The 23489-nt window shown below is 39.4% G+C and carries 21 protein-coding genes, 1 tRNA gene, 1 other RNA gene and 2 pseudogenes; 9 read left to right on the top strand and 16 right to left on the bottom strand.

The window, feature by feature from the left end; translation table 11 throughout:
• Positions 1 to 303 precede the first annotated feature (303 nt).
• From ACFINU_RS05110 to ACFINU_RS05080, 7 genes are all read right to left on the bottom strand, one after another.
• Positions 304 to 1512, bottom strand: coding sequence for an MFS transporter (locus ACFINU_RS05110; RefSeq protein ID WP_375639405.1), 1209 nt, complete (start codon positions 1510 to 1512; stop codon positions 304 to 306).
• A 618-nt stretch (positions 1513 to 2130) separates the two neighbouring features.
• Positions 2131 to 2349, bottom strand: a complete 219-nt coding sequence (gene yacG, locus ACFINU_RS05105; RefSeq protein WP_375617977.1) for a DNA gyrase inhibitor YacG — start codon at positions 2347 to 2349, stop codon at positions 2131 to 2133.
• 87 nt (positions 2350 to 2436) lie between these two features.
• Positions 2437 to 3117 (bottom strand): Maf family nucleotide pyrophosphatase, encoded by a 681-nt coding sequence (locus ACFINU_RS05100; protein WP_375667415.1) that lies wholly within the window; start codon positions 3115 to 3117, stop codon positions 2437 to 2439.
• Positions 3118 to 3378: 261 nt separating this feature from the next.
• Positions 3379 to 3597: a translation initiation factor IF-1 gene (gene infA / locus ACFINU_RS05095; protein ID WP_004857577.1), complete on the bottom strand. Its 219-nt coding sequence runs from the start codon at positions 3595 to 3597 to the stop codon at positions 3379 to 3381.
• 1616 nt (positions 3598 to 5213) lie between these two features.
• Complete coding sequence (locus ACFINU_RS05090; RefSeq protein WP_375617975.1) at positions 5214 to 5357, bottom strand: hypothetical protein; 144 nt, start codon at positions 5355 to 5357, stop codon at positions 5214 to 5216.
• 709 nt (positions 5358 to 6066) lie between these two features.
• Positions 6067 to 6648, bottom strand: a complete 582-nt coding sequence (locus ACFINU_RS05085) for a disulfide bond formation protein B (RefSeq protein WP_375613594.1) — start codon at positions 6646 to 6648, stop codon at positions 6067 to 6069.
• Positions 6649 to 6658: 10 nt separating this feature from the next.
• The gene (locus ACFINU_RS05080; protein ID WP_375611664.1) at positions 6659 to 6811 is read right to left on the bottom strand and encodes a DUF5993 family protein; all 153 of its coding nucleotides are present in this window, start codon (positions 6809 to 6811) and stop codon (positions 6659 to 6661) included.
• A 786-nt stretch (positions 6812 to 7597) separates the two neighbouring features.
• Here ACFINU_RS05080 and purE point away from each other — a divergent pair.
• The 7 genes from purE (at position 7598) to ACFINU_RS05045 (ending at position 16229) form a co-directional block, all read left to right on the top strand.
• A complete protein-coding gene (gene purE, locus ACFINU_RS05075) occupies positions 7598 to 8095 on the top strand; it encodes a 5-(carboxyamino)imidazole ribonucleotide mutase (RefSeq protein ID WP_375610656.1) in 498 nt (165 codons plus the stop codon).
• 1 nt (position 8096) lies between these two features.
• A complete protein-coding gene (locus tag ACFINU_RS05070; RefSeq protein WP_375667412.1) occupies positions 8097 to 9239 on the top strand; it encodes a 5-(carboxyamino)imidazole ribonucleotide synthase in 1143 nt (380 codons plus the stop codon).
• 3160 nt (positions 9240 to 12399) lie between these two features.
• A complete protein-coding gene (gene ykgO / locus ACFINU_RS05065; protein ID WP_004863016.1) occupies positions 12400 to 12525 on the top strand; it encodes a type B 50S ribosomal protein L36 in 126 nt (41 codons plus the stop codon).
• A gap of 141 nt (positions 12526 to 12666) precedes the next feature.
• Positions 12667 to 13452 carry a tetratricopeptide repeat protein gene (locus ACFINU_RS05060; RefSeq protein WP_375617972.1) on the top strand — a complete coding sequence of 262 codons (786 nt, stop codon included), beginning with the start codon at positions 12667 to 12669 and terminating at the stop codon, positions 13450 to 13452.
• 813 nt (positions 13453 to 14265) lie between these two features.
• Positions 14266 to 14426: non-coding RNA, 6S RNA (ssrS, locus tag ACFINU_RS05055), on the top strand.
• A 357-nt stretch (positions 14427 to 14783) separates the two neighbouring features.
• Entirely contained in the window at positions 14784 to 15389 is a 606-nt protein-coding gene (locus ACFINU_RS05050; RefSeq protein WP_375618006.1) for a 5-formyltetrahydrofolate cyclo-ligase, read from the top strand.
• An 18-nt stretch (positions 15390 to 15407) separates the two neighbouring features.
• Complete coding sequence (locus ACFINU_RS05045; protein WP_375617971.1) at positions 15408 to 16229, top strand: TIGR00282 family metallophosphoesterase; 822 nt, start codon at positions 15408 to 15410, stop codon at positions 16227 to 16229.
• 333 nt (positions 16230 to 16562) lie between these two features.
• Here the strand turns inward: ACFINU_RS05045 and ACFINU_RS05040 are convergent, their stop codons facing one another.
• From ACFINU_RS05040 to ACFINU_RS05015, 6 genes and pseudogenes are all read right to left on the bottom strand, one after another.
• Positions 16563 to 17027, bottom strand: a complete 465-nt coding sequence (locus tag ACFINU_RS05040; protein ID WP_375617970.1) for a helix-turn-helix domain-containing protein — start codon at positions 17025 to 17027, stop codon at positions 16563 to 16565.
• 118 nt (positions 17028 to 17145) lie between these two features.
• Positions 17146 to 17556 (bottom strand): annotated as a pseudogene (locus tag ACFINU_RS05035) (helix-turn-helix domain-containing protein).
• A gap of 281 nt (positions 17557 to 17837) precedes the next feature.
• Positions 17838 to 18194, bottom strand: coding sequence for a helix-turn-helix domain-containing protein (locus ACFINU_RS05030; RefSeq protein WP_375617969.1), 357 nt, complete (start codon positions 18192 to 18194; stop codon positions 17838 to 17840).
• A 501-nt stretch (positions 18195 to 18695) separates the two neighbouring features.
• A pseudogene (locus ACFINU_RS05025) lies at positions 18696 to 18982 on the bottom strand (UDP-N-acetylglucosamine 1-carboxyvinyltransferase); the annotation flags it as partial.
• Between the two features lie 90 nt (positions 18983 to 19072).
• Complete coding sequence (gene murA, locus ACFINU_RS05020; RefSeq protein WP_375617968.1) at positions 19073 to 20368, bottom strand: UDP-N-acetylglucosamine 1-carboxyvinyltransferase; 1296 nt, start codon at positions 20366 to 20368, stop codon at positions 19073 to 19075.
• Between the two features lie 159 nt (positions 20369 to 20527).
• Positions 20528 to 20674: a hypothetical protein gene (locus ACFINU_RS05015; RefSeq protein WP_375617967.1), complete on the bottom strand. Its 147-nt coding sequence runs from the start codon at positions 20672 to 20674 to the stop codon at positions 20528 to 20530.
• Between the two features lie 176 nt (positions 20675 to 20850).
• Between ACFINU_RS05015 and ACFINU_RS05010 the strand changes: the two genes are divergently transcribed.
• A tRNA-Thr gene (locus tag ACFINU_RS05010) sits at positions 20851 to 20925 on the top strand.
• A 2-nt stretch (positions 20926 to 20927) separates the two neighbouring features.
• Here ACFINU_RS05010 and ACFINU_RS05005 read toward each other — a convergent pair.
• The 3 genes from ACFINU_RS05005 to ACFINU_RS04995 form a co-directional block, all read right to left on the bottom strand.
• Complete coding sequence (locus tag ACFINU_RS05005) at positions 20928 to 21209, bottom strand: hypothetical protein (protein ID WP_375617966.1); 282 nt, start codon at positions 21207 to 21209, stop codon at positions 20928 to 20930.
• A gap of 358 nt (positions 21210 to 21567) precedes the next feature.
• Positions 21568 to 21741, bottom strand: coding sequence for a hypothetical protein (locus ACFINU_RS05000; RefSeq protein ID WP_375617965.1), 174 nt, complete (start codon positions 21739 to 21741; stop codon positions 21568 to 21570).
• 254 nt (positions 21742 to 21995) lie between these two features.
• A complete protein-coding gene (locus ACFINU_RS04995) occupies positions 21996 to 22148 on the bottom strand; it encodes a hypothetical protein (RefSeq protein ID WP_375667410.1) in 153 nt (50 codons plus the stop codon).
• A gap of 870 nt (positions 22149 to 23018) precedes the next feature.
• Between ACFINU_RS04995 and ACFINU_RS04990 the strand changes: the two genes are divergently transcribed.
• Positions 23019 to 23393, top strand: a complete 375-nt coding sequence (locus ACFINU_RS04990; protein WP_375667408.1) for a hypothetical protein — start codon at positions 23019 to 23021, stop codon at positions 23391 to 23393.
• Positions 23394 to 23489: the final 96 nt, after the last annotated feature.

Raw genomic sequence — 23489 nt, 5'->3', positions numbered from 1 at the left:
TTCATTATTGCTTCAAGTCAAGCTGATTAAGGATTGGCAGCTGAGTTTTTAAGTTTGACTATTCGTAGCAAAGCGGAGTTAAACAAAAATGACATTGTCGCTCAAAACCATGCCCCCTATTGCGTTTACGAGACAGTGGAACCGTATCAAGAAGGCAAAGCCCCGAAAAAAACATATAAGCGGCTAAGTAAAAATCAAAAATTGAATCTATGACGTTGAAAAAGCTGCTCTATGTTGGATTATCTCCACGTCCTCTAAATCTCAGAAAAATGATTTAAAACATTTGTTTCATTGATGAGCCAATCATTGAGATCGAACAATTAACAAAGAACGGTTCACCAATATCCTAATAGCCAATAAACAGAATAATCCACTCAATCCAGAAAGAAGGAACAATTTTCCAGCCGAAGTGTGACCTAAAACAAACGCTCCAACAAAGGGCGCCACCAACATAGCTAAATTTTGTATAGACTGCACCCATCCGGAAGCCACCCCAATCTGTTCATTGAAATTGCTTACCAGATAAACGTTAGAAGATATGGAAAAGTAAGCGCTAACCATTCCAATAAGGAAAAAACAGAGCAACAAAGTCTCAATACGGAGTAAATCAAAGTAAAAAAAGCACACAGAGATCATGACAAAACCAATCATTGTTGACATTGCCGGCATTAACAACTCTGATATTTTGCCTGTAAGGGGTTTATGCTTAGATTGTTTCACACTCCAAAACCCATAGAGAAAATTACCGATTGCCGAAGCCGATACCAGCATCCCAAGAGCTTGTTTATTCATTTTCATTGCACTAAGAATAACTGGCAACTGATTATTCACCATAAAGATCATGGCAAAATACACAAACATCACCGCCACATAGGCATACCAAGTTGTCCCATAAAGCCTATGCTTTGATTTTATGGTATTCGCTGTTTTTATCATGAGTGACGAGACAGGTTGTGCACCAAGACAACAAAACACGATAAAGCCTAGCAATGTCAAAAATCCAGAAAACAATAAAGTATATGTGTCTGACAAAAGTACAGACAGAGCACTCCCCAAAGCAGGTCCTATCATCTTTGCTGCGCTATTGATCATGTTAAGCACAGAATAGTAACGAGTCCGTCCGTTTTCAGGCACCGAATTTGCACTAAGAACGGAAATTGCAGGCATGGCTAGACTGTTGAATGTCGCTCGAATAACTGCCAGTATAATAAATCCTTGCAGACTCGTCGCCATCAATAAACCGACAGTACAGAGTGCCCGTAACAGCAGTGACGCCCGCAACCAATGGATCATAGAACGGTGACTTACCAACATTCCAATTGGCTTAGACAGAACGATACCAGGTAATAATGTTGCCGCTCCAATCAAAGCGACGTCATATTGATCAGCTTTCCACGTGAACACAGATACGGTCAAAATCACGATATAATCAATCCAGCCCCCAAATGACACCATACCATTACCCAGCAAAAGCACCAACAAGCGATTTTTTATTGCCCCGTCTCTTTGCACCAAAACACGCGCCCCTCTTTTTCCTTAGCAATACTGATTAGATGATCAATTCTTCCCTCATACCCTAAAGGCATCAACAACTTTCACGCAACAAAGCACCAACAAGCAATTTTTTGTTACCCCATCTCTTTGCACCAAAACACGCGCCCCTCTTTTTCGTTAGCAATACTGATTGGACTATCAATTCTTCCCTCACACCCTAAAGGCATCAACAACTTTCACGCAACAAAGCACTAACAAGCGATTTTTTGTTACCCCGTCTCTTTGCACCAAAACACGCGCGCCCTCTTTTTTCCTTAGCAATACTGATTGGACTATCAATTTTTCCTCACACCCTAAAGGCACCAACAACCTTCTTGCAACAAGGCACCATCGACCTTCATGCAACAAAGCAATTTATAATTATCCATGGTAAACAAAACCTTTGGGAATAAGTCTTAGATATGTATTAAAACTTCCATCGTTGATTGAACTTAATCTGCGTCTTTGCGAATGACGATAATAAGCAAGCCGTTAATCCAGCTCTTAAATAGATTGATATAGGATAATCCCGCGCGCCTCCCCTTCAGTTCCCATACAAAAACGCTTTAGCGTTCTTTCTCAAGAAGAATATCCCCTTTATTCTTCTTCATCACTTACTTGTGGTGGGGGTGGTAAAATATAAGAGCCTGAAAGCCAACGATTAAGATCAATAGCTCGGCACCGTGTGGAACAAAAAGGATAAGAAGATTTTTGTGACATCTGACCACAAATAGGACAAGGATGCGGAGGACGGGTCTCTTTTTGCAAATTTAGCTCTTTTTGTTCTTGGCACACCTTTGTCATTGGCTTCTTCATTAACTTTTCTTCTGTTGCTTTTTTTTCATTTTTGCATTTCTCTTTTTGTTGCTTTTCACCTTGCAGTGATCTTACCTTAAAGTTTTTCTAATGCGTTTGTTCAGCCCAGTGAGTGAAAAGTGGATAGTGATAAGCGGTCAAGAGATCGGCTGTTTCAGCCAAAGGCAATCCCACAACATTAGAATAAGAACCCGTGATATGGACAACAAAAGCCCCTGCTTTTCCTTGGATAGCGTAGCCACCTGCTTTCCCTTGCCATTCTCCTGAAGCAAGGTAAGCCTTCATCATAGCAGAAGTTAAGCGTCTAAAGCGAACACGACTTTCAACCAATTTTACGGTTATTTTTCCACGTTCATTGAGCGCACAAATGGCACCATAGACCTTATGCGAACGCCCAGAAAGGTATCGTAAACATTCATAAGCCTCATCCTCGCTTTCTGGTTTGGGGAATATGGTCCGCCCAACAGCCACCACCGTATCAGCCGCCAAGATAATCATTTTCTGTCCAGGTAATTTTTCTTGACCATTCTGCAACTCGTCTTGACCATTCTGACTGTACCAGCACAAAATTTTTTGGGCTTTCAGTGCTTTTTCTTTTGCCAAACGTTTGGCAAGGTTTGCAGGATGTTCTTTTAATTTTGGCGTTTCATCAATATCGCTTGCATAAACCTGCTGGGGATCAATCCCTATTTGTGCCAAGAGCGCTAAACGCCTTGGCGAAGCGGAGGCAAGCACCAAATGAATTTCTTCTGTAAGAGTATCTGCCAAACGTTTTTCCCCCACTCTCTTATATTTCTCATTTCCACCCCTTCACAATCGACTTCCCTCTCGCCCCCTTAAGCGCCCCTTTAGCGCTCCCTTTTAAGCGCTATTGATCTCCTTATCCTTTTTCCGCAACGATTTTACAGTTTTTCAAGGCTCTTCAAACACTCCTCTTTTTTCACTCATGAAAAGCAAGCTAAAAAACTATTAAAAAATAATAGAAATAATATGATAGCTTTTAGAAAAAAGTGCAAGCCACCCACGAGGCTACTTATAGCGATATGTAATACGCCCTTTTGTCAAATCATAAGGTGTCATTTCCACCATGATTTTATCACCGGCCAACACCCTAATACGATTTTTCCGCATTCTACCAGCGGTATGGGCAATAATTTCATGATCATTTTCCAGTTTCACACGAAACATCGCGTTAGGTAAGAGTTCAGTAACGATACCAGAAAATTCTAAAACTTCTTCTTTTGACATAAACAAACATTTCCTTTACAGTGCACATATTTTGTTAAGCTGCGCGTTATTTCCAGCGTTCATACCCTATTTTCTTAAGTTTGTGAATAAAAATTCCACAAAAAGGGAAAGGTTTTTCAAGTTTACTCTTCCATGCTCTCAAAAAACATCACCCCACACCTTAAGAATCAAAACTTTTTTCCACCAATTTTACCCGCTAATTTCCTTCAATTTTTATGATGATTTTGGTTTCAGTGTGACAAGAAATTACGCTATTTTTTTCCCCTAAAGCATTTTCCCAACACCTCTGACTAATCCCTCCACAACTTACGAACAATCATCCTCCCTCCAACTTTTCCTCACCTTCCACACCTTAAACATGCGCCCTTCAGATAAACACCACTCCCCTACGACAGAAGCCCCTCCTTTTCTCAAAAACCTTCTCCATTCTTCACTCACCATTCACAACATGCTTCACTGCCCCACACTTCATACTCTATGCATTTCCCATACAGCCTTCTCCATTTTCTTTCTCTTCACACACTTCCTCTAAGCCACTCCTTCCATTTATGTTGCTCTTCCTATCTTCGAAAACACGATCCCTATACATTGCGTATCATTAACCACAACGCCTCTTTTTGCACATTTCCGTTTTCACGCTTTTACATATTTACAGAATAAAGCCAAATGAAACTTCCACCCCGCACCACTCTATAAACAATAGTATTACCCCAGCTTCTTGCCTAGCCAATCTCCCCCAAGCACTTCAGATCACCCCACATCCACGGACTTCAGCCCCCTTCAAATGACACCACTTCATCAAGTACCATAAAAACAAAGCGCTATCTCCTCACACCATCCTTCACGCATCCCTTCGCACCACCGCCTCTTACCCCCTCTAGTCTGTTCATTCCTATTCCACCCCCACACTCTCTTCTCCCTTCAATCTCCCGCAGGCTTCATCCCAGCTTACCACTCCATTCACAAAAACTCTTTCCCCCATTTATCTCACCACATTCCATGCCATGCCAAAAGCATACACCCCACATAAAGTCCCAGCTTCCTTTTTTACATATTTCCGTTTTTACGCTTTTGCATATTTACAGAAAGCAGAAAATCTGTAAAAAATGCATTACACAATAACGTTTTCAACAACTGTCATCAAAATCTCGCCTCCCTTTTCATCTAAATTCCCCTATTTTCACTTAAATGATAGATATAAACCGCCCTATTATTGTATTGAGCAGCATAAATTTTTTCGACAAATTCTAGCGATCAAAAGGGTGCATAAGAAGCATTTTACGACTTTTAAAAGAATTTTTATTTACATTCAGTGCTTTTTTGTAACGTAGAAGAGTACATTTAATTAATTGACTATAAGAATAGTTTGAAATAAGAGAAGCTTTTCGTTTTTCTCGTTCAACATCCACAACGATAACTCATTCTTATAAATCAATTTTTTTCGTAATACAAAACGCACCAAAAGGAATAGACCTGCGTTGCATATTCACACGTTTGTTTTAAAGAAAGATCTCTCAACGCTCCATCACACCCATTTTGCAAAACGCTACCCGTAAAGGAATGGTAAGCTCCCATGAAGTGTATAAAATCCATTCAGCCCTCCCCTATCTTTACGCTTATGGAGAAACAAGTTTACGCTTATGGAAGAACAAAGCCGGCATCATCACAAAACTCTGCCAGCTCCCAATGTTGCAGACAGCCTTCAGTTCAAGAGATAATTCATTAAAGGCATGCCTTTCTTGCACAGTTTTGCCCCACATGCACGACCCACCACTTATGATGTATAAGCAAATAATTTTAATTGATTTAATATGAGAGAACTGGTGATGAGAAATTTTATTATATTCAGCAACGCTCTTCACGGTAAAATGGTTATTTATTATTATAAATCAATATCTTAATAAAGAAGAGAGTCATCATCAAGACGCTTACCTTTTTCTAAAAAAAGGCTTCATACTGAAAGAAAACATCTAAAACTTAGATAAAAAAAAAGGTTTGCCTCTAATAAACAAACCTCTGCAGAAAATTATTCACATAACTTTCAAAATTTTAAATTAATCCCTCTAGAAGCAATAAAAACGCTTTAGAAGCACCAAAATGAATACGAATATCAATTTAACACAATGTTAAGAAAAATCAAGAACAAAAAATTTTTATCGTTAATGCACCTTTAAAAAACGAGGCTTCTTAACCCACGCGGCTCAAAAGTCCGGGGCTTCTCTACAAACGCCCCCAAGCCAATCAATCCCTTCATCTCTCTCAAAAGACAGCATAAAAGGTTCACAGTACAAGTCTTCGCTAAAAAAAATATCAATCGCCAGCGCTCATAAAAGCCAGCGTTGGTATAAAAGATCAGATTATCGAACAATCTTGCTGAAATGTCTTCCCAATAAATAAAAAAGAAGCGGATTCTTAAATATTTCCGCCTCTTTAACAATAAAAATTATGATGAGGGATTATTAAAAAATTTCAAGACTGAGAAGGGAACCAATTTGATAACAATTCATACCTTACAGGATCATCAGCGCATTGCCCACCACCACATTCCAGTATGGTAGAAATCAAATTTGCCGCAATCAAAAACACAAATAAGAAACTTGCCGCTTTACTCAAGACTGGAAAAGGAGAAAATTCTTTGAACTTGTGTGCCAACTCGCCTAAAATCATGACAAATGAGACAGCAAAGATACAAAGGACAGAAATAATGAAAGCCCAAGTATAAAAATGCAATCCAAAGAACGTTGAACCATATCCTAAATCATCGGGTGTGATATGCAAAAACACTTGCCGTGCTGCCACAGCACTGGTTACCATACAACCAAGAATAACCATACCATAATGGGTATTTTTCACCTTATGGTGAATATTGAGTAAGAACCCACAACCTGCCAGCATCAATCCAACGCGCTGCAGCAAACAAAGGGGACAAGGTAACTCAAACTTTACCAATTGATAATAAAAAGCCACCACCAAGACAATAGATAACCCAAAGAGTCCTAGCGTATTCATAAAGATGACGAAGTGAGGATTTTTTTGTTCAACATGTTCCATGGCTATTCTCTCAAAAAGATAAATTTAAAGTAGAAGTTGCGTGATGATTGAAAGTGAGAAGAATGACAACGAATAAAATTACCCACAAAGCATAACTTATATTTTTTTTACCACACATAGTCGTTACTGCAGTACCTAAAGCGATTAAAAATGGAAGAAACATAGCTTTTAAATCTCCTTTACATCCGTTGTTTAACTCTTATTTATTTCAGCGTTCACCATATTACAAAATTGGGCAAAAAAGAGACCATGGATTTATTATTCACAATTCGTCACTCGCGATTGATATTGCCATTATATTTAAGTGAAAAAACGATATAATCGCTCAGAAGCACATCTCAACAAAAGCGTTGATTATTCGCTTCCCCTTATATCAGCCATTGTTAAAGATATATCGACAATTATAAAGATTATATCCCCCACTCACAAAAGAATCACTTGAACAACAAAATAAATAGGCTTTGAAATCGAGTGATATACATCTCTTTTTTTCTCAAAAGAATATCCTCATTTTGCAACACATTTTTGACATAAAAATCTCTTTTTCTCATAAGCAATGTTTCAAATTGCAACAGATTTTATATCATATGGTGATCTGGTTTATTTTAGCAAATAAAAAATAAGACATTTTTTTAAAAAAACTTATAATCAACGGCTTTTCCCCAATACATTTTTCCCTCTTATCTTAAATAAAAGACAATGCCGCAAGCTCAACAGCCTCATGGGTCCCACACCACCCCTTGACATTCCCCTTCCCCCCTCACAAGCAGTGCTTCATGCCTTCAATACTTTAGTTTTTCATCTCTCGAGATCCCCTTTAAATTTTTAGCTTTCAGCCTTATTTGAAAAATAACTGTTTCTCTGTCATCAATTGGCTTTGCAAAGAGAATATAAAACTTTAAAAAAATAATGATAAAGAATCGCATTGAACCTTTGAAAAGGATAGAGAATGATGAAAAAATCATGTGATGTGGCGATTTTAATGGGGAGCCAATCGGATTGGCAAACGATGTGCCATAGTGCTGATATTTTGACGAATCTTGGTATTTCTCATAGTTCGCATATTGTCTCAGCACACCGAACTCCTGAGCGCCTTTATCAATTTGCAAAAGAAGCAAAAGAAGCAGGGTTTAAAGTTTTAATTGCCGGTGCGGGGGGTGCAGCGCATCTTCCAGGTATGTTAGCAGCCCTTACTCCTCTTCCTGTTTTTGGCGTTCCAGTGCATTCTCACTCTCTTTCTGGTCAAGATTCTTTGCTTTCAATCGTGCAAATGCCAGCAGGGATACCCGTCGGCACATTAGCAATTGGCAAAGCAGGCGCAATTAATGCAGCACTTTTAGCCGCAGCTGTTATGGCCGTTTATGACCATGATCTCGCCCAACGATTAGAAGATTGGCGTCAACAACAAACAGCCAATGTCGCCCAAACGCCTGTAACGGAGGTTTAAAATGGCACCGTTTTCCACCCCCCCCTCCAACACCACCTCGTCCAACACCACTCCCTTCACCATGTTACCTCCAGGCAGCGTCATTGGTTTAATCGGGGGCGGACAATTAGCACGGATGCTCGCCATAGCGGCTGCAGAATTAGGATTTCGAACCGTTATTTTTTGCCCTGAAGCCGATTGCCCAGCCGCTCAAACAGCAAACAACCATATTGTTTCCTCCTATGACGATATATCAGCTTTAGATCATTTTATTTCTCAGTGTGATGTTGTCAGCTATGAATTTGAAAATCTTTCGCTTCAAACGGTTCAATATGTAGAAAAGAGTAAGCCTGTTTATCCTTCTTCCAAAGCATTAGAGATCACGCAAGATCGACTTTTTGAGAAGCAATTTTTGCGTGATCAAGGGATTGGCACCGCGTTATGGCACGCTGTTGACAATTCTTCTTCTCTTCTTTCCGCTCTTGATACCTTAGGCGGACGTGGTCTTTTAAAGACGCGTCGTTTTGGTTATGACGGAAAAAACCAGATCAAGCTTGATCACCCAGATGAACAAACCCTTGACGAAGCCTTAAGGACTTTTCAAGAACAGCCTTGTATTTTGGAAGAAATAGTTCCTTTTTTATCGGAAATTTCGGTTCTCTCGGCCCGCACAAAACAAGGAGAACATATTTTTTATGATTGCCCTGAAAACCAACACAAGAATGGAATTCTTCATAAGTCCTTTGTTCCATCACATATTCCACTTGACGTGCAAAAAGCGGCTCAAGAAATCAGTGTAACAGTCATGGATGCCCTCGATTATGTTGGTGTTCTTTGTATTGAACTTTTTGTCTTAACGAATGGTCACCTTTTAGTGAATGAATTAGCACCGCGTGTCCATAATTCTGGTCATTGGACACAAAAGGCATGCATAACTTCACAATTTGAACAGCATATCCGTACTATTTGCGGACTTCCCTTAGGCAGTCCCTATCGCCATAGCGATTGCCAAATGACCAATCTTCTTGGTAACAATTTTAGCACGTTAAAATATTTTCTGAAGCAAGAGCGCACCTCGATCCATTTATATGGCAAAAGCACTGTTCACCCCAACCGCAAAATGGGGCATGTCATCCAATTACTGGGACCAGCCAACAAATCTTAAGCCCACATATATACAAATACTTTTTCACACTTTTTCCCAAATGAACTGAAAAAACAACCTCCCCCCACACCGATATCCAGCGGCTCCAAAGCGCCCCTAACCTTTTAATTCGCCCCTGAAAGGGCGTGAAGCCCTCCTACAAGCTCCTTCTCTCTTAAAACATCACCTCCTTTTCCCCTCCAAACCGCTTCATCCTACACGAACATCTCATCCGCCCTCAAAAACAAAGCTTCACTCCACACCGATATCCAAGCAGCACAACAAGCGCTCCCAACCCTTCAACTCCACCCCCTTAGCTCTTCTCCCCTTCCTTTTCTCAAAAACATCCCCCCACGGCTCAAAACAATCCATCAGCCCCCAACTTCCCCTCAACGGATACCTTCCACAGCATAAATATCCCCCATAACATACGCAGCCCCTTCATTTTTCTTTTAATGCCAATCTTTAAGAAATAGACTGATTTATTGCACCCCATAGATACCAATCCCCATGATTGCGCTTTTATTGTCTCTAGCTTTTCTTCTTATGTTCATTTTTTTACAAAAGCATTTTCACAAAAGCATCGTTTTGTTTTCCATAAAATCGCTGCAAAGAGGTAAAACGTATTACTCTCCCCAAACAACTCTCGAGAATTCGGCCCAATATCGGCCAGACGATAGCCCCCTCCAGCATAGCAACTTTCTTCTTTTTCTCCTCTCTCTTTTTCCTTCAACGGATAGAAGATTTTCTCCTTTCATTAATTCCCCCCAACACATTCCTCGAAAAGGTTTCCTGAACTTCTCCCCAAAGGCTTAAGTTTCTTCTTTTCAGATCAATTTTTCTTCTCTCACAAAACCCTCCCCTTTTTTAGTGCATCAATTTTCTCACCTTTTAATCCTGTTAAGACAATGAATTATAAGGCACATCACCACCGCATAATGCGCATTGATTTTATGGCATCTCTTTATTGCATCTCGCACAATTCTTTATGAACTCCCCTTATCGTAAACGCACTTTGTTTACGCATATTCTTAACCACCCATAAGAGATTGTCTGTAACTCTCTAATCCTGCTCAGCAATGACATTCGTCACCCCCAACAGACCAGCGCTTCATGAAATTCCCACAATTTTTCTCAATCCAAGCTTCTTTCAAGAGCACCTAATAATTTATAAAATATAAATGTTTATTTTATTATCCTGATAAAGCTAAACTATACTTTTTAATACTATCATTTTAATACTATCATTGCCTTTAAAACGCTCATTGTGCGAAAAAATACTTCATTTCTAACAATAATAAAATAATTTCGCTTGTATCTTATCTTAATATGTGATCAACGTTCAGCACAAACTTAGATCTTTTTATAGCAAAAATACCATACAAAAGGGGAAAATAATGGAGGGGATCTCTTCAAACAAACTCAAAAATGAAAACAATGAAAATAAAGAAGAAACTTTAAATGAGGCACAGTCTGTTCCTCCCCAAAAACGTAAAGGGGGTCCATTTAGACATATGTTGTTCCTTTTTCTTTTAACTTTTCGTAAACCCTTTGTTTTCGTAACGAAAATCCTGTCGATAGGCTTTTTATTAATGACAGGAATTCTTTGTCTAATATACCTCACAGGAGGAAGAGAAACACTGCCCCTATTGATCGGGATACCAATGATCATTACGTCAGCTCTCTTTGGCATTTGCAACATGTATATAAATTGGTATTATGACATACTTTTATTACGTCTATCGCCAGACAATGTGAAGCTTTCACTCTTTCAATAAACATCATCATAGACCACCCTTGGGAAGGTCAAATTTTTTCTGCAACATGGATATTAAAAAGAATTCAAACTATCCACATTCAAGAGCCAAAGTGTATTCTCAGTATACTGGCTCCCTTATTGGATAATTTGAATTCCCCATCTGCTCGACAATATCCAGCACTCCACCCACGTAGAAATAATTGGGTTGCAAAGAATCATAAACTATTGCCTTAAAAGAGAAATTTATGCATAATCTTTCACTCTAACCGCACAGATTTAATCCCTCATTAAAAGTACCGAGCGCTCCGCTCCGTCCCTGATCTCCACATCAAAGATATAATTACAGGATATGATTACAGCACTAAGCTTATCCATTCCCAAACCAAATATCCTCTCACCCCTCACGTAAAATAAAAAGCCTCAAACAGAAGACACTTGTGTTGCCAATTTACGCACTTGTTTTACCACGCGCTTATTTTAAAGAAACATTTGGCCAATGCACATTGCCCCACCACTTCACAACAGCAGCCCCTGTCATAGAGCATAAAAACTCTCGATAATAGCTTAAACATTCATAGTGCACCACCCTCTTTAAACTTATGAAGCGTAAACACCAACCTCATCATACCGCTTTGCCAGTCTCCAATGTTACAACACTCTTAGCATTTGAAAGCATTCATAAAAGACCGTTTTATTCCTTATCTTCAAGTATCTTTACCATAGATCAATCCCGCTTGTGATATGCAAGCAGCGAATGCTATGCTTAAAGATACACAGATTTGCAATGAGAAAACCTTAAGACTATGCGAAACTCTTATTTTACTATGTTTTCTCTGAACAATAGAAATTTATCCTTATCAATTCATCATCTTCGTCATCATCATGCGGTTTATTTTTTAGGTTTTAAGAATAAGCCTTAAGAATATCCTCATACACGAACAAAAAACACCTCATGTTATAAATTTTACATGAGCCTTACTAAACGATGATATTTTACGAAAAAACAGGATTATTTTCTCACAAATAGGAAGCTTTTACTTTTTTCACTCTTTGTGCTTTTTTGTGTCCTTCTTTTTACGAGAAAATTTTTACCTCCAAGGCAACCATTAACACACACTATAGGAATTTGTAAGGGATATACCCTTGACAAGAATAAGACTTCTTGTTAGATCTCTCCTACTTTTTTTGCAATTTTCACTTATCGTTGTGCTAATGAAGTGTGTTAATGCGTACCTTAAGAGTACGTTTTTCTTTTTGTGATCACAGTGAAAAAGTGTATCGTGTGATGTTATCATGCAAGTACGATATCGCAATGCAATGTTCATTAAAGTGAGCAGTCTATTGGGGTTGTGGTATTGTATTTTCGTGTTTTAATATGTATTATAGTATTTTGTTACGTAAACTATTTAAACGGTGAATATGATGAAAATTAAAAATTCGCTTAAAGCACTAAAAGAGCGCCACCGTAACAATCGTTTGGTGCGTCGTAAGGGTCGTGTTTATATTCTTAATAAAACGAATCCACGTTTTAGAGCACGTCAGGGCTAATTCTTTAGGGTCAATGTTTTTATGCCTACTTTAATTGTAGGCTTAAAAATTTTTTCTTGCGTTTTTTTGGTTATAAGTCCGTTGATTACAAGTCTAGTATTTGATAATATTTGGTGATTTACCTTTTGGGGGCTTGTTTTTATGGATTTTTCTATTTTTTTAAAAGCCTTTCGATTTTTTCAGCTGCGTTTTTTCTGTATTTTCCAGCGCGCGTTTTTTCTTTCTTTTGTTAGCGTTTTTTGTTTTGTTCCTTCGAGCTATGGACAAAATCCTCCTTCTCTTCCTGAAGATCGGCCTTCTCCACAATCGCTTTTACCGTTAGATGATCTTATTCCCAATTCTCCTCCCCCTTCCTCAACGCCCTCCGATTCTGATTCTTCGGCGGTTATTCTTGAAGATCTTGACAAAGAGCAGCTTTTCCATGTTGACAGAGTTAAGCAGCGCAAAGAAGCAGAAATTTCACGTTTACTCAAAGAATTGAAATATTGTGCTGATGTTGCTAAAGCGAAAAAGATCAGTCAACAGCTTCAACATTTATGGTCCCAATCGGGGAGCGAGACGATTGATCTTTTGATGTCATGGGCTGAAAATGCACTCAACAGCGACGATTATGGACTTGCGCTTGATTATATTGATAATGCTCTTGCACTTTTACCTACTCATGCTGAAGCTTGGATAAGACGCGCTTGGATTCACATTCAACTGAACGATTTCAAACTTGCCCTGCTTGATCTCAACCATGCTCTTGAACTTGAGCCGCGCAATTATAGTGCTTTTTTTGAACTTGGCGTTGTCATGGAAGCAACGGAGCGTCCAAAACTTGCTCTTAAAGCTTATGAAACAGCATTGGATTACTATCCACAAATGCGCAGGATTCAAAAGCGCGTGCAAGCTCTGTTAGACGAACAATCACCCCAAGCTCTTTAAAACCATTCAAAAACAAGACACTTTACGGCATCTTTTCAAACCTAGTTAAGACGCAAGCCGGTTTCACATTCCACTCAATAAACTGCCCCTGCTTATAATCACACCATCAACCCCCACACAATTCACAGTGCTTTTTTTGAATTTTGACCTTTTTTGTATTGCAAGCAGCGTCCAAACACTTCCGATATACCCCCTACAGAATTTCTTCTCATAGCAAGCAAACGCTTCCACACCGGAGTCCTCTTCACGCCGTTTCTTCTTTTCACACCTTCTATCATGGATAAAAAAAAATTTGTAAACACGATCCTCAAAAAATACTTTTTGAAAAAAGCTTAAAACATCGCTTAGCACCTCTGATAAACTATCATCATCTGTTTTTTATTTCTAAGCTTCAACCATAGCAGCACATACCGTATCGGCTCTCCTCCACCCCTCAAAATTGATAAAACAGCCCTGAAATATGGATTCACAAAGCAAAAACTTCAAAGACGCAACACCAATTCAACCAACATCCTTGAATAAGAAATATTTCCCTTCAAACCTCCTCCAAGTATTCCCGCGAAACATAAAAATCAAGCATTGTCCCAAAAGAGCCAATCAAGCCATTGCCAATAAACCGTTCTGCGTCACTCAAACACCCACCCCCACTCATATTTTTTTCTTTTTTACTTTGAATAAGCCATCCATCATACAGCCATTTCGAGAAACCACCAGCAAGGTTATAAAAACTCTCCTGAAATACTTTTTGAAAAAGAAGAGAGCGAGGTTATTTTATCTCTAGCAGAAGCTCTGAAATTGTTTTATATTAAGGAGGGTGTTCTGCGCTTCTCGACAGGAAATAACGTATTCCTGAGACCTTAATGATCTCCAAGGGAGCTGTCCCTGATCAAGCCCGTGGGCTTTTTCATATGGCGCCCACCTATTTGTATAGGTTCCCGGGATCAGCTTTTTCCATCGGCTGTTGTGGATCACCCTTTATTTGTATAACTTTTTTGCATAAAAATTTTTCCAGCTAAAATTGAGAGCGTCCTTTTACATAAGACCAATGACGATACTCTCTTTTCAAGAAATAAAAATTACGATAGGCTTTATTTTATAAAACAGACAGCACTTACAAATAATCCCCTCTGTGAATCTGCTTCATCCCTTCCCGCTTCATCCCTTCGCACGCAAGCAGCGCGAGAGCGGTTTATCGCATCAAGATGCCCCCTAAAGAGCACACACTTTTTTCATGCTTTTTTTTCATGAGCACAGCTCTTGTCCTAACAGAGATTTACAAAACGCCAACAATGGATAAAATACCAGCATCTTATAAAATAATTGACGAGACAATGACAAATAATCCCCTCTATGAATCTGCTTCATCCCTTCGCACACAGCAACGCAAAAGCGGTTTATCGCGTCGTGATGCTCTTTTAACAGAAGAGCGCACACTCTTTTCGCAGCGTGCTTGTTGCCACTTTATTGAATACCTTGAAAAGAAGGGCACCGATTTTTCACGCCTCATTTTAGCAGGCTATTGGCCCATTAAATCGGAAATTGACCCGCGTCCTTTACTGGATGCTGTAGCGTTACGCGGTGGGCATTTAGCCTTACCAGCAGTTCTTGATTCCACCACCATGATTTTCCGTGCATTTTCGCCCAGCACGATTTTAGAGCCCATGCGTTTTGGCACCTTTGGTCCGGGTGCAGACAATGGCGTTGTTGCCCCCAATAATATTATTGTTCCGCTTTCTGCGTTTGATCGTCAATGTCACCGTCTTGGCTATGGAGGAGGATACTATGACCGTGCTGTTGCAGCTCTTGAAAAACAAGGGCATCAAATGACATTATGGGGCATAGGATTTTCATGTCAGGAGGTTTCCTCTATTCCCGCAGCAGAACATGATCTACAGGTACAAGGAATTTTTACAGAAAAAGGTTTCTTAAAATGTTAAAATGTGATTAAAGTGCCTATGCGTTTTTTATTTTTAGGTGACATTGTTGGTAGCACAGGCTGTAAAGCTGTTTTTGAATACCTTCCTCAACTGATTGAGCAATGGCAGCTTGATTTTGTTGTGGTAAATGGTGAAAATGCCTCTGGTGGTTTTGGTCTCACACAAGAAACGTATCAAGATCTTTTGATAACCGGTGTTGATGTTGTCACCACAGGTAATCATGCTTTTTCTCACAAAGAAGCATTGCAGTATGCCCATGAGAGTGATCGTTTTTTACGCCCTGCCAATTTTTCGAAAGAAACTCCCGGAAAAGGTTCTGGTGTTTTTACGGCAAAAAATGGCGCCCGTGTTCTTGTCGCCAATCTGTTGGGCAACGTTTTTATGCCGTGTAAAGTAGAAGATCCATTTGAAACAGCGGAAAATATTCTGCTTGCCTGTTCGTTGATGGAGCAAGCCGATACGATTATTTTTGACTTTCACGCAGAAACGACAAGCGAGAAGCAATGTTTTGGCCATTTTCTTGACGGTCGTGTGAGTGTTATCGTTGGCACCCATACGCATATTCCCACGGCTGACGCGCAAATCTTAGAAGGTGGGAGCGCCTATTTAACAGATGCAGGCATGTGTGGAGATTATAACTCATCTCTTGGAATGGATAAAGAAGAACCCTTACACCGTTTTCTTTATAAGACGAAGCAAGATCGTTTTGAACCGGCGCGTGGTCCCGCCACCCTTTGTGGTTTAGCGGTTGAGATTTCAGATCGCACCGGTTTAGCAGAAAAGGTCTCGGCGGTACGGATTGGTCCTCATTTAAAGCCTGAAGTTCCGGATTTTTGGTAGCTTCTTTTAAGCCACCCCTTTGATAGTTTCTTTCCAAGATTTCCTTTTGAGAACTCTATTTGGCAAGACGACTTTTCCAGCCCTTCCCAAATCCCTACTAAAAACACCCCGCCCTCCAATTTACCTAATACAGCAACTTTTCTAGCACAAACAAGTCACTCTTTTAAAAAAAATAAAGGATAAAATTTTTCGTGATTTTTTAAACGATGAGAAGGAGGTTTTATTTCGACATTTCTGCGGGGGGGGGAGGAGAAATGTTAACCCCCTTCTCTAAAAAGAGCTTTATATAATAATTTATTATTTAGCAAGAGCCTCTTTAATCTTTTTTTAATTCTAACGAAAATTTAATCTTAAAATTGCTTTCTGCTTTTTAAGTTTGAGCTCTCTAAAACTTTTCAAAAGAATGTGCTCTTCTTTGCTTGCGATCCTTTCATCACAGCAATACAAGACGTTTTCTTTTGTCGAGAGATCAGCGTAAAAAAAGGAAATGGGAACATTAAGAATGTCGGCAATTTCCTGTAAACGCCCAGCTCCTATACGATTAGAGCCTTTTTCATATTTTTGGATTTGTTGAAAAGTCACCCCTAACTGGCTGCCTAATTTCTTTTGCGACCTTCCGATCATTGTTCTTTTAAAGCGAATTTTTCTGCCTATCGAAATATCGTTAAAGTGTGGATTTTTAGTTTGCACTTCAAGCTCCCCTACCGGTTGCGAGCGCCTCTTATGCGTATTCCGGGAGTCAAAAACACTGAGTTCAGTCAGCTTTTTTGCTTTTAGTGCTAGAGAGCACCTGGACATAACAAAAACTCCCGGAATCTCGCAATACTTATAAAGCAGGCTAATGTCTCATCTTGGATTTTCAGGCTTTGGGTTCCACCATTCAACCACACTGTACGACGAGAACCTTGGTGCTTGTTCATAAAATAATTTCTGGAGACCAGCAATAAAAATTAAAACAGTGTTTTTATCTCATGAGACAATCAAACACAAAATTGCTTTCTGTTTTTGAGGTTTGAGTTCTCTAAAACTTTTCAAAAGGATGTGCTCTTCTTTGCTTGAGATCTCATCATCATAAGGATACAAGACGTCTTCTTTTGTTGAGAGACCAGAATAAAAAAAAGGAAATGGGAACATTAAGAATATCGGCAATTTCTTGTAAACGCCCCGCCCCTATACGATTGAAGCCTTTTTCATATTTTTAGATTTGTTGAAAAGTCACCCCTAACTGGCTGCCTAATTTCTTTTGCGACCTTCCGATCATTGTTCTTTTAAAGCGAATTTTTTTGCCAATCGAAATGTCGTTAAAATGTGGATTTTTAGCTTTCACTTCAAGCTCCCCTGCCGGTTGCGAGCGCCTCTTATGCGTATTCCGGGAGTCTGAAAGTACTGAGTTCGAATCAGCTTTTTTTGCTTTTAGTGCTAGAGAGCACTTGGACATAGCAAAAACTCCCGGAATCCCGGGACACCCACAAAAGTAGGCTAATCTTATGTACTGAACTTTAGGGCTTTCAGACCCTACTGATCGCTGCGTAGACGACCAAAGTTACCCTTCAAGGTATAAAGTAATTTCAGGAAATTGGCAATAAAATTTAAAACAGTGTTTTTATTTCATGAGATAATCAAACACAAAAATGCTTTCTGTTTTTGAGGTTTGAGCTCTCTAAAACTTTTCAAAAGAATGTATTCTTCTTTACTTGAGATCTCATCATCACAAGGATACAAGACGTTTTCCTTTGTTGAGAGACCAGAATAAAAAAAGGAAATGGGAACATTAAGAATATCGGCAATTTCTTGTAAACGCCCCGCCCCTATACGATTGAAGCCTTTTTCATATTTTTGGATTTGTTGAAAGGTTACTCCTAACTGGCTGCCTAATTTCTTTTGCGACATTCCAATCATTGTTCTTTTAAAGCGAATTTTTTTGCCAATCGAAATATCGTTAAAATGTGGATTTTTAGCTTTCACTTCAAGCTCCCCTGCCGGTTGCGAGCGCCCTCGCATTGGTATTCCGGGAGTCTGAAAGTACTGAGTTCAGTCAGCTTTTTTTGCTTTTAGTGCTAGAGAGCACTTGGACATGGCAAAAACTCCCGGAATCCCGGGACACCCACAAAAGTAGGCTAATCTTATGTACTGAACTTTAGGGCTTTCAGACCCTACTGATCGCTGCGTAGACGACCAAAGTTACCCTTCAAGGTATAAAGTAATTTCAGGAAATTGGCAATAAAATTTAAAAACAGTGTTTGTTTTATGAGCTCCATCCCCCACCTCTCAAACTCTTATGCTCGCTCGTAAAAACCATGAGATAAAACCCACGTTTATTGAGAGGATTAACAACCCTTGATTCTTGAGATCAAGCCTCCAAAAAGCACACCTAAAAATATATCGCCCCCTCCCAAAGCCATTCTTTGGAGCATATCTTTGAAAGCTTTACACTGTGATGCGTTGGATTTTTGCGCCACAACGGATTCATTTTTCTTCCAACTTTTCAAAATTCACGATCAAGATGATAGACACGATTGACGTTTGTTTCTCCCTTTGCCGCCAATGGAACAAGATAAGAGGGCTGCAATCACAAGAGAAACAACAAGCGCGCAAATCCGTCGCCATAACGGGAGCCGCTTGCAAATGCTCTGTTCCACGAGACGGTTGCCCTCTCGCCCATCAAGCTTTATTTGCGCCCTCAAGCGATTGAATTCTTGAACATGCATAAAACGATTTTCAAAAATCGTCTCTGTAATCCGCGCGGTTCCCTCAACCCCGTGTCATGAAAGCATGCCCCCACACAACAGCCACCCCCCAAGCAACCTCTCAAAGCCATTCTTTGGAGCATATCTTTGAAAGCTTTACACTGTAATGCGTTGGATTTTTGCACCACAACGGACTAATTTTTCTTCTAATCTCTCAAATCCACGATCAAGATGATAAACACGATTGACGATTGTTTCCCCCTTTGCCGCCAATGCCGCAATCACAAGAGAAACAGAAGCACGCAAATCCGTCGCCATGACAGGAGCCCCTTGCAAATTCTCTGTTCCATAGACAGTTGCCGTCTGCCCATCAAGCTTTATCTGTGCCCCTAAGCGATTGAGTTCTTGAACATGCATAAAACGATTTTCGAAAACCGTCTCTGTAATATGCGCGATTCCTTCAGCCCGTGTCATGAGCGCCATGAATTGCGCTTGGAGATCGGTTGGAAAAGCAGGATAAGGTCCTGTTTTAATATCAATGGGCATAATTTTGGTGTTCTTTGGATTTCGCTTAATATGAATTCCTTGAGGTTCTATTTGAATCTCGAGTCCTGTTTTTTGGAGCACCTTAAGCACTTTTGTGAGATGATTAGGATTTGCATTTTTAAGAAAGACATCTCCTCCCGTCATAGCAACAGCCATTGCATATGTTCCCGCTTCGATTCGATCAGCAATAACGCGTACTCTAGCACCGTTGAGTTTTTTAACCCCTTCAATTGTAAGCGTTGTTGTTCCTTCACCAGTTATTTGAGCCCCCATAGCATTCAGGGTTCGAATAAGGTTTGTCACTTCTGGCTCACAAGCCGCATTCTCAAGAGTGGTTGTTCCCTTTGCCATTGTCGCCGCCATCAGCAGCACATGGGTTCCACCAACAGTGACTTTAGGGAAACGATAGTGAGCACCTTTTAACCCCTTTAGCGCTTTTGCATGAACATATCCATTTTCGATAGTAATCTGTACGCCTAAAGTTTTAAGTCCCTCAAGGATAAAATCGACAGGTCTTGTTCCAATAGCGCATCCTCCAGGAAGCGAAACATAAGCCTCTGCGCATCGTGCAAGCAGAGGTCCAATAACCCAAAAGCTTGCACGCATTTTTTTCACCAGTTCGTATGGTGCCCGTGTTGTAGCTATTTTTTGCGCCGTAAAATGAATTGTTCTTGAATTCACGCATTCATCGTTAAACTCTTGTCCATCAACGGCATATCCAACACCATGATTATTGAGAATACGAATAAGCAATTCAACATCGGCCAGATGCGGAATATTTTCTAAAGTGAGCGTTTCTTCTGTTAAAAGCGCCGCAATCATAAGAGGCAATGCAGCATTTTTTGCCCCAGAAATAGGAATTGTTCCTTTAAGTTTTTCTCCCCCAACAATTTGAATAGAATCCATCGTATTTTCCCTCTTTTCCTTTGTGCCTGCCCTTCCAAAGGATTGTCCCCCTTCGGGAAGTTATGCTTTATTAATCGTTTTAGAACGCATTCTAACTATGAGAACAAATTATTGAGAAGTTTGGTTGCAAAAATTTACTAAAAAACATTTTTTTGCATTTTAGAGCTCTGGTTGTGCTCTTTTTCGGCTTTGCTCTTTTCGACGTTTCAGGTTTTGACGCAATTGTTGTGCCAATCTTTCTTGACGTCGTTTTGCTTTTTCATCTTGATGATTAATTTCATTTTGTTTTTGATGCATTTGTGTCATTGCGCAACCTTTTAAACAGTGTTGAGCTTCTATCCAAGCAACTCATAACCTTAAATATTTAAGCATATAAGAAACATATGTCATGACATAAGATACGTTTTCTTGCAAGAATATACAAATGTTCTCTTGCCTATTTTCTGACAATATGGCACAAGACAGCGCAAAGATTGAAAAGGGCTGCGGTAGCTCAGTGGTAGAGCACTCCCTTGGTAAGGGAGAGGTCGAGAGTTCAATCCTCTCTCGCAGCACCATTTTATTCTTCTTTTGCCTCTCTCTTCTTGCCCTTATAAGTCTTCCCTATAAGCCTAAATCTTTTCCCCCAACCTTCATCGGCTTCATCAAATCCTCCATCCTTTAAACCATGCGCTTCAATAGCTTCAAAATCAATGGACTCAATAACATGCTTAATCTCTAAAATGCTTTGCGAATGGCTTTTGAAATTGACCGCCCCCCAAAGAATAGTCCCCCTCCTATTGGCTTTCCCCTCTTTCCTTTCTGTAAGATTTGCCCTATCCTTCTCTTTGCCAAGCCTCACTGTTGCAACAGCTCTTGGCGCTTGAGTGCGATATAAGCATTTTTATTTTTTCAATATTTTATTTCTTGAATATTTTTCCCACAAGCTCACCCTGTTTGTAATATGCAAACAAACGATTTTACTTGATTCAATATAAGAGCGTTTGAATAAGAAAACTAAAAACATCTCACACTATTTCGGGCTCTCATTGAAATTCAAATTGAATCTCAATAATGAATTATTATAAACTCATTGTTTGAACATATCCCATTGATACCTTTATCCGCCGAAAAACGAATAATCTTATCTTTCTAACCTCTCTATCCACCTCAAGCAACACAAGCATTCCCTCTAAAAATTAGAATAAGCTTCATCGATCTTATTCGTCATTTACAACAGATCTAACAGAGCCATTTCCAGAACCTCCTCTCAACTCAATTCCTTCCCCATTCTCCCCACCCCTTACCAAAAGCAAAAACCAAACAGTGATAAAGTCCCTCTCAATAAAGCTTTCACTAAGCCACCCCACTCTCCCATATGGCAAACATCTCATATAACAGACATCCCCATATACTAGGCATCCCATATACCAGAAAATTGATAGCCCGCCGTTTCAAAGAAGATCCCTCATTGCCAATTTTATACACTATGATTTTCCTCGTGCTCTAAGCCATCCCTCTTTCAACACGCATCTTTTTTATACGAATACTTTAATTGATACGGATAGCGTTATTCCTCTTGCATAAGAGCCCCAAGAGCGAAAAGTTCTCTCTCTCTGTTCTATTAAAATCAATCACCCCTCTTCGCTTACAGTTCACAAACAGAAAGATTCGTATGGCGAAAAACTTTCCAAGAAAAGCATATCTCTTCGTAAGAAGCCTCCCAATAAACGAGATTATGAATCGTCTCAAGAGCTACAGCCCATGCCGCAATTTTGGCAACGGGCCCCAATAGTACCAACTTACTTTTTCATAAAGTAAGATAGGGTGCGCAATGTTTATAATCTCTGGGGGTATAATCTACGGACTTTATAATCTACGGGGCTTGACCGTTATACCCCTCACGATATTATTCACAGGCGCCAGTATGAAATTTACGAACGCCGGCATAAAATGGCTGTGAAATGAGCTTAGAGCGAGATATCTTTATTAAAACAAGTGCGTGAATGTACAAGAACAAGTATATTTCATTTGGAGTATTTTGGATATTCCCTACTCTCCCCACCTTAGGACAACCATTTTGGCTACAGATCCCCTTATATTTTCTGCTGTCATACCTCCTCCAATAAGCTAAAACCCCACATATGTGGGGTTTTAGCCAGTACCACACCTTTATTTAGACACATTATGATCATTATAACCATTTTTATTAAATACGTTTTTACGTATATTTTCAACACAAAAATAACACATATTGATTTATTTAACAGAAATCAATTAAATATTCATGATAATCATTAAAAGTTAAAATGATGAAATTATTATTCAGAACGTACGTCATAATATTTATAACGTTTTTTTCTGTATTCATATTATTGGGTTGTACTCAAGTAAGCGACCTTGCTGAATACGATAAGCTTTACCAAAAATATGTCCATGAAAATTACACTCATTTAGCATATTCTCAGAAATTAGAAAAAGCAAAAAAAGAGGTAGAATATTTAAAAGCGTATATGGAAAAAACTGTAAGTATAGCCCATGACAAAAGTCAATTTTGGAAGTATTTAATCACATTGCCCCGTAATCCTCCAGAATTCAATATTTTAAGACATTATCACATATTGCTTGTTTTTTGTGGACGCTTTTTGATTTATGGCAAGGTGATAAAACGATGCCCACACTTACATTTAACGACTTACCAACAAGACCGAAGGCTTTTAAAGCTAACGAGATGAAATACAGGAAAGATTGGGATTATATAGAAAATATTTTCCTCAAAGCAAAGTTTGAAACAAACTTTGATGATCCAATGTTTGCGTACGCAGAAAAATTTTTGGATTCTCCCAATGGCATTAGTCGAAAAGAACAAACTCTTCAGACAGAGCAGCTCATAATAGGCAATGAACTCACTCGTTTTAGAAACACAGCAACAATGTGCGTTATGGCTAGACAGGTATACCTTGCAATGATGCCCATAGAAGATGTAAAACCACTCGTAAGATATAGCGCTTTGGAAAGATGGAAGCAGTATCTAAAAAATCTTTAAACGGACAATAAAACGCCTTTCAAATACTTCTAAAGAACCATTAAGCTCCCCCTCACAATGACTATAATCAAGCACTAAGAGGGTATAAAAAACAAT

Source organism: Bartonella sp. AC130YNZD, from assembly GCF_042196865.1.
Taxonomy (GTDB): Bacteria; Pseudomonadota; Alphaproteobacteria; order Rhizobiales; family Rhizobiaceae; genus Bartonella.
The sequence above is the reverse complement of the archived record's forward strand: the minus strand, read 5'-3'. Positions and strand labels throughout refer to the sequence as shown.